The organism is Rhizobium sp. 3T7 (genome assembly GCF_020166565.1).
In the GTDB taxonomy this organism is placed as follows: Bacteria; Pseudomonadota; Alphaproteobacteria; order Rhizobiales; family Rhizobiaceae; genus Rhizobium.
The window spans coordinates 92,425-107,128 of record NZ_JAIQXS010000010.1; the positions used below are offsets into that span (position 1 = coordinate 92,425).

15 protein-coding genes are annotated in these 14,704 nt (G+C 57.8%); 2 read left to right on the top strand and 13 right to left on the bottom strand.

Features of this window, described 5'->3' with window-relative positions; all coding sequences use genetic code 11:
• Positions 1-13: 13 nt before the first annotated feature.
• The 3 genes from K9B32_RS16120 to trbB are packed head-to-tail and all read right to left on the bottom strand — an operon-like array spanning position 14 to position 1,685.
• Positions 14-295, bottom strand: coding sequence for a VirB3 family type IV secretion system protein (locus K9B32_RS16120; protein WP_224563788.1), 282 nt, complete (start codon positions 293-295; stop codon positions 14-16).
• Positions 295-705 carry a TrbC/VirB2 family protein gene (locus K9B32_RS16125; RefSeq protein WP_224563791.1) on the bottom strand — a complete coding sequence of 137 codons (411 nt, stop codon included), beginning with the start codon at positions 703-705 and terminating at the stop codon, positions 295-297. Before K9B32_RS16125 ends, K9B32_RS16120 begins: the two co-directional genes overlap by 1 nt.
• Positions 702-1,685 (bottom strand): P-type conjugative transfer ATPase TrbB, encoded by a 984-nt coding sequence (trbB, locus tag K9B32_RS16130; RefSeq protein ID WP_224563794.1) that lies wholly within the window; start codon positions 1,683-1,685, stop codon positions 702-704. The genes K9B32_RS16125 and trbB overlap by 4 nt, the downstream gene beginning before the upstream one ends.
• Before the next feature lie 284 nt (positions 1,686-1,969).
• Here trbB and K9B32_RS16135 point away from each other — a divergent pair, with 284 nt between their 5' ends.
• Positions 1,970-3,337 carry an FRG domain-containing protein gene (locus K9B32_RS16135; RefSeq protein ID WP_224563797.1) on the top strand — a complete coding sequence of 456 codons (1,368 nt, stop codon included), beginning with the start codon at positions 1,970-1,972 and terminating at the stop codon, positions 3,335-3,337.
• Positions 3,338-3,378: 41 nt separating this feature from the next.
• Here K9B32_RS16135 and K9B32_RS16140 read toward each other — a convergent pair whose 3' ends face one another.
• From K9B32_RS16140 to K9B32_RS16155, 4 genes are all read right to left on the bottom strand, one after another.
• Positions 3,379-3,831, bottom strand: a complete 453-nt coding sequence (locus K9B32_RS16140) for a CopG family transcriptional regulator (RefSeq protein WP_224563801.1) — start codon at positions 3,829-3,831, stop codon at positions 3,379-3,381.
• 10 nt (positions 3,832-3,841) lie between these two features.
• Positions 3,842-5,827 carry a conjugal transfer protein TraG gene (locus K9B32_RS16145; protein ID WP_224563804.1) on the bottom strand — a complete coding sequence of 662 codons (1,986 nt, stop codon included), beginning with the start codon at positions 5,825-5,827 and terminating at the stop codon, positions 3,842-3,844.
• A gap of 93 nt (positions 5,828-5,920) precedes the next feature.
• Positions 5,921-6,877 (bottom strand): LysR family transcriptional regulator, encoded by a 957-nt coding sequence (locus K9B32_RS16150; protein WP_224563806.1) that lies wholly within the window; start codon positions 6,875-6,877, stop codon positions 5,921-5,923.
• A 71-nt stretch (positions 6,878-6,948) separates the two neighbouring features.
• Complete coding sequence (locus K9B32_RS16155) at positions 6,949-7,953, bottom strand: MBL fold metallo-hydrolase (RefSeq protein ID WP_224563808.1); 1,005 nt, start codon at positions 7,951-7,953, stop codon at positions 6,949-6,951.
• Between the two features lie 144 nt (positions 7,954-8,097).
• On the opposite strand from K9B32_RS16155, the gene K9B32_RS16160 reads away from it, so the two are divergent.
• Positions 8,098-8,730, top strand: coding sequence for a TetR/AcrR family transcriptional regulator (locus K9B32_RS16160; protein ID WP_224563809.1), 633 nt, complete (start codon positions 8,098-8,100; stop codon positions 8,728-8,730).
• A gap of 12 nt (positions 8,731-8,742) precedes the next feature.
• Here K9B32_RS16160 and K9B32_RS16165 read toward each other — a convergent pair whose 3' ends face one another.
• The 6 genes from K9B32_RS16165 to K9B32_RS16190 form a co-directional block, all read right to left on the bottom strand.
• A complete protein-coding gene (locus K9B32_RS16165; RefSeq protein ID WP_224563811.1) occupies positions 8,743-9,987 on the bottom strand; it encodes a VTT domain-containing protein in 1,245 nt (414 codons plus the stop codon).
• Positions 9,988-10,267: 280 nt separating this feature from the next.
• Complete coding sequence (locus K9B32_RS16170; RefSeq protein ID WP_224563813.1) at positions 10,268-10,891, bottom strand: SDR family oxidoreductase; 624 nt, start codon at positions 10,889-10,891, stop codon at positions 10,268-10,270.
• A gap of 78 nt (positions 10,892-10,969) precedes the next feature.
• Positions 10,970-11,896, bottom strand: a complete 927-nt coding sequence (locus tag K9B32_RS16175; RefSeq protein ID WP_224563815.1) for an SDR family NAD(P)-dependent oxidoreductase — start codon at positions 11,894-11,896, stop codon at positions 10,970-10,972.
• A 76-nt stretch (positions 11,897-11,972) separates the two neighbouring features.
• Positions 11,973-12,422, bottom strand: a complete 450-nt coding sequence (locus tag K9B32_RS16180) for a hypothetical protein (protein WP_224563818.1) — start codon at positions 12,420-12,422, stop codon at positions 11,973-11,975.
• Positions 12,403-13,248: a DUF3313 domain-containing protein gene (locus K9B32_RS16185; protein ID WP_224563820.1), complete on the bottom strand. Its 846-nt coding sequence runs from the start codon at positions 13,246-13,248 to the stop codon at positions 12,403-12,405. The genes K9B32_RS16180 and K9B32_RS16185 overlap by 20 nt, the downstream gene beginning before the upstream one ends.
• Before the next feature lie 188 nt (positions 13,249-13,436).
• Entirely contained in the window at positions 13,437-14,702 is a 1,266-nt protein-coding gene (locus K9B32_RS16190; RefSeq protein WP_224563824.1) for a sensor histidine kinase, read from the bottom strand.
• Positions 14,703-14,704 lie beyond the last annotated feature (2 nt).

Sequence of the window (14,704 nt, forward strand, 5' to 3'; positions counted from 1 at the left end):
GGGCGGGCCTCCCTCAGACCGCGAGATGGCCGGGGATGCGCAGGTGCCTGCGCCCGACTTCGACAAAGAGCGGATCGCGTTTGGCGGCCCATACCGCCGCGAAATGACCGATGGCCCAGATAGCGAGCCCGACCAGCCACAGACGCAGGCCGAGGCCAACGGCCCCGGCCAGCGTGCCATTCAGGATGGCGATGGAGCGCGGCGCGCCGCCGAGCAGGATGTGTTCGGTCAGCGCTCGGTGGACGGGGACTGTAAAGCCCGGTACGGCATCAAGCTGTTCGAGAAGGGCCGCCATCAGACAAGCACCCCGCCGCCGAACGAGAAGAACGAGAGGAAGAAGCTCGAAGCCGCAAAGGCGATCGACAGCCCGAAGACAATCTGGATCAGACGGCGGAAGCCCCCTGAAGTATCACCGAAGGCGAGCGCCAAGCCCGTGGCGATAATGATGATCACCGCCACGATTTTCGCGACTGGTCCCTCGATCGACTGGAGGATTTGTTGAAGTGGCTCCTCCCACGGCATGGACGAACCGGACGCGTAAGCCGGCGGCGTGGCCGCCAGCATCATGACGGTGAAAAGCGCTGTCAAATTGACGAGGCGCTTTCGGTCGCCGCGCAGGATGGAGCCGGATGAAGCCTTTGCCTGAAGCGGTAAAGTCGACAGGATCGGTGGGTTGAACACATTCAGAATGCCAGGCGACATCATTCTGTTCCTCCATTCAGGGTGGTTGCGGGGGTGATGCAGTAGTCGCCGTCTGGCCCCAGTCCCTCGACGCGGGCAAGCTCGGCCAGCCGGCGCGACGAACCACGCCCGGCGAGGACAGCAACGAGGTCGATGGTCTCGGCGATCAGAGCGCGTGGGACCGTGACGACGGCTTCCTGAATCAGCTGTTCGAGCCGGCGAAGCGCACCGATGCCCGTGCCGGCATGGATGGTGCCGATACCGCCGGGATGGCCAGTCCCCCAGGCTTTGAGCAGATCGAGCGCTTCGGCTCCCCGCACCTCACCGATGGGGATGCGGTCGGGCCGGAGGCGCAGAGAGGACCGGACAAGATCGGAAAGCGTCGCCACACCGTCCTTGGTCCGCATGGCGACAACATTGGGTGCTGCACATTGCAGCTCGCGTATGTCCTCGATGATGACGACGCGATCCGCACTCTTCGCCACCTCGGCGAGCAGCGCATTGGTGAGCGTGGTTTTTCCGGTCGAGGTGCCGCCAGCAACGAGTATGTTGGCGCGCGATGCGACGGCCGTGCGTAGCGTCGCAGCCTGAGCGGCGGACATGATGTCAGCAGCCACATAGTCATCGAGCGTGAAGACGGCAACGGCGGGCTTGCGGATGGCGAAGGCTGGCGTTGCAACGACAGGCGGCAACAGCCCCTCGAACCGCTCGCCGGTTTCAGGCAGCTCGGCGGAGACGCGCGGGGATCGGGCGTGAACCTCGGCGCCGACATGATGCGCGACAAGGCGTACGATACGCTCGCCATCGGCCGCCGACAGCATCTCGCCGGTGTCGGACAGTCCTTCGGAGAGACGGTCGACCCAGATGCGCCCGTCCGGGTTCAGCATCACCTCAACGATAGCGGGGTCTTCCAGAAAACGCGCGATGGCCGTCCCGAGCGCGGAGCGCAACATACGCGCGCCGCGCTGGATCGCCTCCGGTTTCTGATGAGAATTGTTTGTCATGCTGTCCCCAAAATCCGAGGGGACGCAACAGAACGCTCCCCAATTGGGGATGATTAAAAGAGCGTGAAATCGGGTCGGTTCAACAAGTATCTGGGCGCGTGCGGGCATGGGCGGCGGTCGGCGGCGAATAGGACGGGTGGCGACGCCAGCTCGGTGCAAGGCTCATCATGATTGTGTTGAGCACTGCGTCAGTACGTCGGTGTTCATACATTTGACACTGCGGTCGCAGCGTTAAGGGTGATCTGAGGGATCACCGTTGTTGCCTGCCAGGAGGACGATGCCGTATGTCTGAGAATTTCAATTATATTTCATTTGGCAATTGGGACTTTCTGGACGGAACGGACGTCGACCTCTCGATGGGGCGGGGACGCATGTTCGAATATACGCCAACGGACATCGAAAAGAGGTTAGAAGACCTCGGCCCAACATCGATAGAATTCCTTGAAAAACTGCCATCGTTCCTTTGCAGCGAGATCGCTCGCTCTACGAATTCGTGCTCGATGCTGATCAAATACGGCTGGATAAACGGGACGGAAGTCGACAAAAAGGAAGTTTCGACGCAGTTCCATACGATCCTCGATTTCGGCGAGGTGCAATTCGCAGATGTCGACCAAGCGCGTGAGGTGTTCGGTGCCGACGGTTTCCAACTGTACCGCACGCATTGGGCGGTCCGGGAAGGCGATGCGAGGGACGTGCTGGCCAAGTTGGCGCAATTTCGCCCTGAGCAACAAGGGGCAATCGAACAGATTCTTGCACAGAACGGCATCGCCGTTGCAGCGGAGCCTCCGCCGCGCACCAAGAAGATCATCGGAAGCGCTAACAGCGTCGAGGCATTTCTGGCGCATCTCTATGCTCTCCCCGCCATAGCATCCACAGAGAACTTCTTTCGAGGCCATGAGGATGCGAACTTCGAACTGACGCCCTCGTTGTTGCGGAAGTGGCCAGACGGCGCATGGCAGTACGTGCCGCACGAGGATCGACTCTGCAAGGAGTTGCTAATAGGCCACTATGACGAGTTCCAAGGCGACCAGTATTGCTTCGATCGCCTCGTGCGGATGCAGCACTACGGCCTGCCGACACGGCTTCTCGATATCTCCAGTAATCCGCTCGTCGCGCTTTTTTTTGCTTGCTATGGCAATGGCCAAGCGCAGGAGGCCGATGGCGAGGTGATTATCTTCCGTATCGGTTCCGAGAAGGTAAAATACTATGATTCCGATACGGTAAGCTGCCTGGCCAATCTATCGAACCTAACCTATGCTCAAAAAGGTGAACTAGATTTGACGCTGGAGACCGGCGCGTTCAACCAGTTGGACGTTGCCCAGAGGCTCCTTCATCACATCCGGTCGGAGAAGGGATATTTTGAAGGACGCATTCTTCCCGACGACCTAGGAGCTATCATGTGCGTGAAAGCCAAGCGAACTAACACGCGCATCAAATCACAGTCTGGCGCCTTTCTGCTCTTCGGGCACGAGGCGACCCTTCCGGAAGCTGGCGAGGAAGGAATCGAGATCGCTCGCGTGACGATCACAAACAAGCAGCACATTCTGACCCAACTCGATAGCATCAACATCAATGCAACGACCGTATATCCGAGCATTGATCAGACTACCGTGCATCTGCGTAATCGATACCTACAAGCTCGTTCTTCTTAGTATTTGTTATCAGAGATGCGGCGCAGCCTGTCTGATTGATTTCAGGTTTCATGATGATTTGATCCGGGTTGTGTCGGGAACTTTCTTGAATCGATATCCCGTGACAGCTCTTTCAGTAACCTGTCGCCCGTCGCCAGACGCTTGCCGAGCGATTGCATGAATCCTTCAAAACGTTCCGTACCCTTCGCGCGCGCCGAGGGTTGGGCCGTTTCGGTTAGCGGCGGCGTGACGGTCAGCCAGAAGCGGATGAACAGCGAGACAGCTTCGCCGAGCACGGCAAGATCTTCATCGAGCGTGTCGATCTGGCGGCCGAGCCTATCCAGCCGGCGCGATATGGCCGCTTCCAATCTCTCGTTAGTATCGCCCGACAGGAAGGATGCGACCGCCGCCTCGACGATGGCAGACTTCGAGATGTTCCGGCGCAGCGCCAGCGCTTCCACCTGTTTCAGCAAGGCCGGGTCAAAATAGACATTCATGCGGGTTCGCGTTGTCATCAGCGTTCCCTCAAAGCTCGATGCCGTCGCCGGGATCCAGCGACGCTTGCCGTGCGACCATGCGCATCCGCGCCCGCATGGCATTAGCCTTGGCAGCGTCGACATCGGGCTCGTCGTCCAGGAGTTCGAACTCCTGCGCGGGCGACGTTGGCGGTAGGACGATCTCCTCATGCTCGGGCAATTCGGGCTCGCGGCGGAGGCCGGCATTGGCGGGGTCGCCACTTGCATCGTCGGCGACAGTACTGCTTGCTCGGCTTGCCGCCGCAACCACGCGATTGGACCAATCATCCGAGGCGGCAGCGTTTGCGGAAACAGTCGCTAACTCTGGCGGCGTCAAGATGCGCTCCTGTAGTCGCGCATCCTCGAAGTAGCGGGCCTTGGTAGCGCGGATTGGAGGCGTCCCCGCCACCATGACGATTTCGTCGGTGGACGGAAGCTGCATGATCTCGCCGGGTGTCAGCAGTGGCCGCGCCGTCTCCTGTCGCGACACCATGAGATGACCAAGCCACGGAGCGAGCCGGTGGCCGGCATAGTTGGTGGAATCGCGCAGCTCGGTCGCCGTGCCAAGCGCATCGGACACGCGCTTGGCCGTGCGTTCGTCGTTGGTGGCGAAGCTTACGCGCACATGGCAGTTATCAAGAATGGCGTTGTTAGGCCCATAGGCGCGCTCAATCTGGTTGAGGCTCTGCGCAATTAGGAAGCTCTTGAGGCCGTAGCCGGCCATGAACGCGAGCGCGGTTTCGAAGAAGTCGAGCCGGCCCAATGCTGGAAACTCGTCCAGCATCAACAGCAGCCGATGACGTTTACCAGGCTTGTTCAGTTCCTCCGTCAACCGCCTGCCGATCTGATTGAGGATCAGACGAATGAGCGGCTTGGTGCGGTTGATGTCAGATGGCGGGACAACGAGATAGAGGCTGACCGGCTTCTTGCCGCCGACGAGGTCGGCGATGCGCCAGTCGCAGCGCGCCGTAACGCGGGCGACGACGGGATCGCGGTAAAGGCCGAGGAACGACATGGCGGTCGAGAGCACGCCGGAGCGTTCGTTGTCGGATTTGTTCAGCAACTCGCGCGCGGATGACGCGATCACGGGATGCACGCCCGCCTCGCCGAGATGCGGCGTGTCCATCATGGCGCGGAGGGTCGCTTCCACAGGGCGGCGCGGATCGGAGAGGAAATTGGCGACACCGGCCAGCGTCTTGTCGGGCTCGGCATAGAGAACATGCATGATCGCGCCGACCAGCAGCGAATGAGAGGTTTTTTCCCAATGATTGCGCTTGTCCAACGACCCTTCAGGATCGACCAGAATATCGGCGATGTTCTGAACATCTCGGACTTCCCATTCTCCTTGCCGGACCTCCAGCAGCGGATTGTAGGCAGACGATCGGGCATTGGTCGGATCGAACAGCAGCACGCGGCCATGGCGGGAGCGAAAGCCCGCTGTCAGCGTCCAGTTCTCGCCCTTGATATCGTGGACGATGCAGCTTCCCGACCAGGTCAGCAGCGTCGGCACGACGAGGCCGACGCCCTTGCCCGATCGGGTCGGGGCGAAGCAAAGCACATGCTCGGGGCCGTCATGGCGTAGGTAGTCGCGATCATAGCGGCCGAGCAAGACGCCATCGGGTCCGAGCAGGCCGGCGCTACGGATTTCCTTGTCCTCGGCCCAGCGCGCCGAACCGTAGGTCGCGACGTTGCGGGCCTCGCGCGACCGGATGATCGACATGAGGATGGCGGCGGCGATGGCGATGAAGCCGCCGGACGCGGCGATGATCGCGCCTTCGGTAAAGACAGCGGGCGCGTAGGCGTCGTAGGAGAACCACCACCAGAAGAACACGGGCGGATAATAGACGGGCAGACCCGCCAGCTCGAACCATGGCCTACCGAGCTGCGGCTGAAACCCGAGACGCCATGCGGTCCATTGGGTCGCCGTCCAGATTATGATGAGAACGATGGTCAAGACAACGGCGATCTGACCCCAAAGAATCCGGCCTCCACGCATACAGTCTCCAATCGGCAAAAATGTCGGAGCCGATCAGAGAATGGGGGTTTTGCGAAAGCAACATCAAAGATGGCGTGAGAGAGCTATCGGATACTATGGCGTACAATTAGGACGGATTGCTCCGTGGCCGTTGCTGAGCACAGGTCGGCGAGAGGTCGGATCAGTTCGTGATGCGTCTCTGTTCAGCTCAACCGCAAGATGGAGTAGATTCTTCAACGCCGGGCTACGATTGCTGGGAGACCAAACTGCCGAAAGCGCGACTGGTTCGAGTTCGTCACGAACCGGAAGAAAAACCACACCCGGCGGCGCAATCACCGCATTTTCCTCCGCGAATACAGAAATCCCGTGGCCTCTGGCGATCATCGACAGCAGGGAAACACGACCGACATTCAAGCGTAAAATAGCCGGCATCGGCCAGCGGCCCTCAGATCGAGCGGCAATAAGGTCTTGAACCTGCTGACCATTTCCGCCGCAGCGGACGAGAAAGGTCTCTGCAGCAAGTTGGGACCAAACAACGTCCTGCCCTTCTGCGAGGGAATGCGTTGCCGGAAGTGCGATCATCACGCGGTCCCGCCAGATCGCGCGGGTGTGTAGATCGGGAAGCTCGTAGGTTCCGGCCACAAAGGCGATGTCGAGCTTACCCTCTCTAACTTGGACCTGCGTGTCGCGCGCAGTGCCCTCAACGACATGCAGACGGATATTATTATACTCGCGGGAAAACCGTTCCAGGAGCAGATCGAGAAATCCTCCCGGCAAAAGAGCGTGGACACCGATACAAAGTGTTCCCTTTTCGCCGCATGCAATCATGTTGGCAGTCTTCACCGCGTGATCAAGGTGATCAATGCCGGCTCTCACTCGTTCGATGAAGTGCTGTCCGGCTGCAGTCAGGCGAACTCCTCGGGTATTCCGCTCGAAAAGCTGCACGCCAAGCTCCTCTTCTAGTGCCCGAATCCGTGCGCTGACGCTTGATTGACTGATGCCAAGGGCAGTAGCGGCGTGGCGGAAACTCAGATATTCCGCGACTGCCAGCGCTTGAATCAGAGACGCCATCGGAATACGAGTACCCAGTATAGCCGGTGTCGCCCCCCTCTTAGAGAGTCTACCTGCTGACCGGCGCATCATTAATAGACCTCAGAGAGCGGCCTTGTTTCCAGAGCGGCCTTGTTATTCCGGATCCTTTTGTAGATTCTGGTTTCACCCTCATGAAGAGTGATAAAGTTGTCTTGTGCGAGCCCTTGTTCCTCCAAAGCTTCTTTGAGGTTCGCCTGAGGTTCGTCAAAAGCTTCTGCCGCAAGTTGGAAAGTTCCAAAGTGCATGCCAATGCTCAATTTCGCTCCCAGATCCTTATGCGCAGTGACAGCTTCCGCAGGGTCCATGTGGACTGGTTTCATAAATCCGCGAGGCGCGTAGGAGCCGATACCTAGAAGCGCAATGTCAGGAGCGCCAAGGCGAGTTTTAATCTCGGTGTAGTGGGTCGAGTATCCCGAATCCCCTCCGAAATAGACGCTCCGCCCTCGGTTTTTTATGAAATAACTTCCCCAAAGGCTTCGATCCTTATCAAAGAGAATGCGCGCTGATGAATGTTGAGTCGGCGTGAAAGTGATTTGTATGTCGGCGTTGATCTCGACAGTTTCCCACCAATCGAGCTCTTGTACATTCTTTATGCCAATAGATTCTACTAGGGCTTTATCACCAATTGGAACGATAACTCTCGGTGAAAATAGCTCGTTAAGCTTCTTCAGCGTCTTAATATCAAGATGGTCATAATGATTGTGACTGATGACAATCACGTCCACCTTCGGAAGATCTTCCAGCTTGATCCCAGGAGCTCTTACGCGTTTTGGCCCGACCCAGCTCACAGGGCTCGCTCGGTTCGACCAAACGGGATCGGTGAGGATATTCAACCCAGGCAATTGAATTAAAAACGTTGCGTGGTTGACAAAGGTAAGTGCCATGTCATCCGCTTCGAGTTTTTCATGAAGCCGGGCAATCCCGTGGTTTTCAACTGCTTCAGGCCATTTGGCCCGACCTTCTCTCATCATGGTCAACACATCTGAGAAGCCGGGCGAAAACTGTTCAGCGAGCGTAGGGTTAAAGAATTTCTTTCCGTCAAAGTGGTCTGACATTTTTCGCTCCGGTGCTGCCGTACAACCAACGCAAGAAAGCATGCAAAGTCCGAGAACCACCGTTATGACTCGCGCTTTGATCTTCTTTACGTTTATGGGCATCGATTTCGTCCAGCTATATATTACACTAAGTGTAGTTTTACAATGAGTGAGATTGATGATACGGCTCAAGGAATGAAACAGGATCGAACAAAACAGGAAGGCTGGCGCGAAAGGAAGCGTCGCGAGACGCTTCAGCGCATAGCCGATTCAGCGCTACGGCTGTTTGCTGCCCACGGATACGAGGCGACAACGTTGGATGCGATCGCGGAGGCTGCCGGCATCTCGCGGCGGACATTCTTTTACTACTTCGCGTCGAAAGAGGAGATTCTTGCCGCTTGGCAAAAAGGTCTGCCAGAAGCCTTTCGCGCCGCCGTTCTGGCAGAACCAGCGGATCAGCCCCTACTGGATGTTGTCCGCAACGCCCATCTGAAACTGATAGCGAATTTCGACGCCGGACAAGCCCTTGCCATCGATCGTATCCTTCGCTCAAATGAACAGCTTCGTGCGAGCAACCAGACCAAATATCTACAGATGGAGCAGGCCACATACGAAGCTTTGTGTGAACTCCGCCCACAGGCCGCGCGGCAAATGGGGTTGCGAGTGGTGGCGATGGTGTCGGTTGGCGCGCTACGCCTTGCCATTGACAGTTGGATAGAAGGGCAAGGGGAGCGGCCGCTTGCCGACCACCTGAACGAGGCGTTTGCCAATTTGAAAGCTGCGCTGTCGAAAGCATAGGTTCTCGAATCTTTACCGCTTCGCACTACGTGTCACGCGCGGGGCGCGCCGCGTGATGCGATAGACTGAAGCCGGCGGCAGGTTGACAAGTGTGCCTCCGATCCGCACGGCTTTAAGCCCCAGCCGATCGAGAATTGGGCGTGCGATCGGGCAGCGCAGGCTGTAGGTGAACTGATAAAAAGCGCCGTGGGGATGCAGTCGATCGAAAATGGCTTCGAGAATTGCTATGACCTCTTTGGGCGGCATTGAGAGAAGCGGTAGACCGCTCACCGCGGCACCTGCTGGGCACAAAAGGTTCATCTCGATATGCCCCAGCCGAGCGGCATCCATCGACAGGATCTGTGCACCTGGAAAACGTCGACCAAGCAGTCTCGAAAATTCGATGTCAGACTCGACAAGGATTAACCCGTCCTCCGGCACACCGCGCTTGATGAGTGCTCGCGTGAATGCACCAGTTCCCGCACCGAGTTCGATTACGGGGGAGGAGTCGATGGTGATCTCGCTCGTTATCAGCTCTGCGAGGGAGTTGCTCGATGGAGAGACGGCTGCGATACGCAATGGATCGGTGAGCCAAGCGCGAAAAAACGGGAGTAAATCACCTGATTGACGGTTTTCGGGGGCTTTTTCTTTATTGTTCTTTTTCCGCGCAACGCGGCGTATGACTCCCACACGCCATACAATAACGAGCGCCCCCTCAACAACCACGAGTGCGACCAGAGTCTTGATTGCCAGAAGTGACGCATTCATGTCGTCGGCGCCAGATGCCGCAGCGTATCCAGCACCGATGAAAGTAGCATTCCATAGGCCTGCGCCGAGAGTAGTCGCGCCAAGAAAGGGCCAGAAATTCGTTCGTAAAAGCCCTGAAATTCCGGGAGAGATCAGCCGAATGGTCGGAATCATTTGGGCGCCTAAGGCAAACGAATGCTCATTCGCTCGGAACCGTTCGAGCCATCGGAGGAATCTGGCTGAAGATACGCCGACGAGTCGCGCCAATCTTTCGAGCAAGTTACGGGATCGGTTCTCGCCCATTGCGGTGCCGGCCGCATAGACTAGCAAACAACCTAGAACGCTGCCGGCTGTAGCCAGCGCGAGAGCGGCAGGGAGATAAAAATATCCCTCGGCCGCCCCCATTCCAATCATCACGAGCAGCACGTAGGACGGCAGAAAAGGAATCAGGCGCTCGAGGAACGTTGCCCCTACCAGGGCAACCACTCCATAGGTAGCAATCCACGGGATAAGAGTTCCGATCGGATCCATCGCTCGTCACCCACCAAAACTGGCGGATGAAGAGGACCACCCAAAGTTTGCCTGTGGACGCTTTTCAAGTTGCTGAAGCCGCGAGACCATTACTATATTTCCAAGCTAGGATCGTGGGTTCAGGCTTAGCAATCCCAGCGTTAATCGCGGTAAAGGCAGTGTAAAGTTGGGTAAAAAATCGCGATCAGCACAGTTGATCCATCGGCCAATATAACCGGCTGGGGCAATGAGGCTTCCTCGTACCCCGCTTACGCTTTCGCCGTAGGATCTTCCGTCCTCGTCAACATATCAGCAAGGGCGTCTGACCAACGAACTGAGGCGACTTGGCTTGCGAGAGCATGAAATGGGCAACGTCGGCGCGTGAAATCCTGCCGCCATGGATGTTCCGCAGATCGGTAAGCGCACGATACCGGCCTGTGCATGGGCCGTTATTCAAGAAGCCAGGGCGGACGATGATCCAGCGAGCGATATTTCGCTTGATAATACGCTCCTGTCGATCCTTGTCGGCGTACATTCTGCCCAGGACAAGGGGCAAAAACAGGCGATCATACAGCCAGCTTCCGTGCCCTCTGCTGTCGCCCGTACCCATGCCGGTTACTGCGATGAGCAACTGTTCGGGCTTCAGAGCCTTCGAAAGCTGCTCCGCGCAGCGGGAGAACATCGGTATCTTCCTCAAGACACTGGTCGTGCCCAGGCAATCACAGACGACGTCCTGCCCCTCCACCGCCTTCTCGATGGCACCTGAGTCCTGCGCATCCCCCACGACGATACGCAAACGCGTATGGCTAACTGGCATGCGGCTCGGCATACGAACGAGTACAGTGACATCATACCCTTCTGCGAGCGCCGCTTGCGTCAAAGCCAAACCAACTCCGCGGGTTGCACCTATTACTGCAATTCTCATGAGCGTCTCGTTGGTAGCCGCTTGTTAAGCGAGGTGATCGGAAAGCCGCAGGCGGTTCTTATCCGATCCCGGATTAAATTATTGATCGAGGTCAATCGGCAGTCCGACCATGACTGCGCTCTCGCACCATAACCGGTCTTGAGCCTCCCGGTTTCGCGCCAGCTCTGAAGGATCGGGGAATGTCGGTTTGCCTTTGAGCAGCGAGACGTAGATCCGGCCGGGAGGTGGAACGATTGTCCCTACCGCGACGTCAGCGAGCTTCTTGCCCGAATGGTCGGGTGTATTCATGACGAACTCCGGTCGGAACAGCCCGACCAGGGGAAAGATCGTGTGGGCGAGCAACCAGAAAAACGTCTTCTGCAATGCCGAAGCATCCCGACCCGAAACACCGCCTGTAAGTCCCGGATTGAATGCAATTACGCTGATCTGGCGTGCCTTCACTTCTTCCAGTCGAGCGAAAGATAGCGCAGTCATGAGGTTGCACAGCTTCGACACCACGTAGGAGCGTATGCCCGTGCCGGAGCCGTTTTCGGTTGGGTGCGCCCATTCCTCCAAGTCGAGTTTCTTGGGCGCGATCCGCTTGATCGGGGGATTATGCATGTTGCTCGAAGTGATCACCAGGCGGCCGCCGTCGGTAATGCACGGCAGCAAGAGCCGGGCCAGCAGATAATGAGCAAGGTGATTGACCGCGAACGTCAGCCCGTAGCCCTCCGCGCTCCGTTGTCCGGCATCGGAACCACGGATGCCGGCATTGAGGAGCAGAATGTCGATACGGGTATCGCCAAGCTGTCGCCTGACCGCATGGGCGAATTCCCGGACGCTCGTAAGTGACTCAAGGTCGAGCGGTATGATTTCGACACCAGGCGGCGCGGTTCGGCCGCTTCCACGGGCACCGATGATGACCCTTGTGTTGGGCTGCGTGGAGATGACTTCAAGGGTGCGTGCGCCGAACCCGCTTGTGGCACCGGTCATGATCACGACACGCTGCATATCAGATTGCACCATAGCGGTTGTCCTAGTCTGCGGCATAGGCGTTGCAAGTACAGCGTTGCTTCTGCTCACGTAAGATTTGTCTGAAGTTCTAGCGGCTGATCTTCAGGTCCAGTTTGCCATCTTCCCAACCCTGAAACCCGCGAGGGATTTCGGTAAATCGAAGGCACTTTGAGATCATCCTGTTGGAGATGCACAGTGCATCGCCTTTGACCGCCCACGTGGTGGACAACGGAATAGGCAGCGGCCCACGAATGCTTCCGGTGCCGTCCTTGTTCAGGGTGAGTTTGAAGCTTCTGCCATTCGGCGCATCGGCCGACCAAGGAGTACCATCGGCGAGAATGACGGCCGCTTTCTCAACCGGCAGATAGTTCTGTTCTGCGCCAAAGGCGGGGATCGAGACAAGAATGGCGCCCACAGCCGCCGTAAGCCTTAGATATGCTTTCATGATGATGTCCTTTTTCTTTGAAGCGTAGCAGGCGCCGCATAGCGAACATGCGGCGCGATTTGTGTCTTTGTCTTTATTGGGGAGCCGTCGCACCCTTATCGGTCCAACGCGGCGGCAGACCGAGCCGTCCGGCGACCGCTCCCGTCACGCCGGGTGCCCTTCCGAATGCCGTGCAGGCGTCGTATTTCGGTTTGCCGCCAAGCGATGCATTTATCCTTTGCATCGACGGCATCGACGGCATTCCCTTGAACGGGTCCCGGCCTTTGACCAACATACGGCTGAAATCGGAGGCGAAAGCTGAGGAGAGGGAGTATGCATCCCCGACCTCAGACACCCGAGCCCTTGTCGTGATCATGTTCGCTCCGCGCGACCACAGCATAGCTGCCTTCTGTGACCCGTCCGAGCCGACCGCCTCCGCTTCGACAGCCAAACCGCCGAGGCCGATTGGAAGCCTCGGGATCGGAACAGGAAGCGCCACTGTTGCACCGATCGATGCGACAGTGGAGCCGGCCGCTGCAGTTTGGTTCGTGGCGATAATATTGGTGACTGTTGCGTGCACGACGAGATCCGCCGACTGATTCGGACCTACGATTTCGAAACGGTCGCTAAGGCCGGTACAAAGCGTCCGATCAATCGTGTTGGAGACGAGCGCCAAATCTTTGGAGTCGAACGTGCTACCACCGCGTAGTTGCACCGACGTCGGCACGATGCGGGCAGTCCGTGCGGCTAGGACTGGTGCCGCCTCCACTCGCAATTTCGCCTTGGTCAGGGTGCCTCCGGACGTAGTCATTCCTGCATAGGAACCAAGCGATGCACCTTCACCTAAGGGTATGCTTGTGCAGCCGGAAACGGATGACACCAGGACAACGCAAAGCGCGGCCCGCGGGGGCATTTCATATAGTTTAGACCGAAAGGGCATTTTGCGAATCTTCTGAATCGAGGAATGTCGGTTCAGATTTAGCGATGCGAGCGTTAATGGCGGTAAAGCCAATGTAAAGTTGGGTAAAACTTGCGGTTAGGGAGCTTTCGACCGGTTTACGTGGGCTTCTCCAAAGCAGCCTCCACGCATGCCGCCCGGCTACATGCCTCGTATCAGGGTGCGGGAAATTATATCGTTGGTTTTCGGGGAAGATCGATGGTGATGGCCAAACCGCCAGCATCCGGCAGCGATGCGTACACCCGCCCGCCATGGCGTTCGATAGCCTGTCTGGCGATTGCAAGGCCCAGTCCGTACCCGCCTCTTGGCACGGCATCGTTTCCACGGGAGAACGGTTGGAAGATTCGCTCCAATTCGTCTCGCCGAACACCCGGCCCTTGATCAATAACACAGACCTTGAGAAGGGCGGCTGTCTTCTCGCATTGCACATAAATTCGGGAGTGGTCAGCGGTATACTTCACGGCGTTGCGGATGACGTTTTCGAGCGCCCTATAGATCAGTTCGCCCTCGACATCGGCGAGAAAGCTACCGTCCACGCTAGTTATGACTGAGACATTACGTGCCTGAGCTTCGAATGCCGCGTCGCCCAGTATCTCGCTCAGTAGGTCAATGACGTCCAGGGTCTGCGTCTTGAGCGGGAGGCTGGAACTGGCCGTCAGCCTCGCAAGGGTCAAAACTTCGCCGACCAACACATCGAGCCGTTCAACTTCCCTGTCCATGCGATCCAGCATGGCATCGAGCTTTGCCGGACTCTGCCGAAGGACACCCACGACAGCCTGCAAACGGGACAGCGGCGAGCGGAGTTCATGGGACACGTCGTGGAAGAGCCGCTGCTGCGCCGCCTGGAGTTCCTCCAACCGCGCGGCGGTGGAATCGAAATCGTGCGCAAGTGCAGTGACCTCGTCCTTTCGCCCAGCCATTTTGTCCGCGATTCGAACGTCAAAGCGACCGTGAGCAAGCGCACTCAGACCATCGCGAAGGTGTTCGACGGGACGAATGAGATATCGGGCCAGAGCGGCTGCCGATATCATGCTCGACATCAAGATGGCGAACCCGAGCATGAACGGCGCGAGCCTTTCCGGAATGAAACTAGCGTGATCAGACACTGATATCCGATAGCACACCCCGTCTTTCAGGATGGCTCTCGTTTTTTCGGTATCGCCCTGAGCGCATTCACCGGATTCTGTCGCCCTTGAAATCGCGAGACCGAGTGGCATCGCAATTTCGCTTGTGCGAACAAAGCGCTGAGTAGCCTCTTCACCATCCCTGGCAAGCAGGCCCTCGGTCAGGTTGAGCGTGATTTCCCGCTTCTGACGTTCGAGTTTCGCGGCAGAAGGGGATATCTGAACGAAATAGGCGATCAGCATTATGGCGCCCAAACACGCGCCAAGCGTCAGCCAGATTATCACGAAGAACTTCTTGAACAGCCGGGGCATCT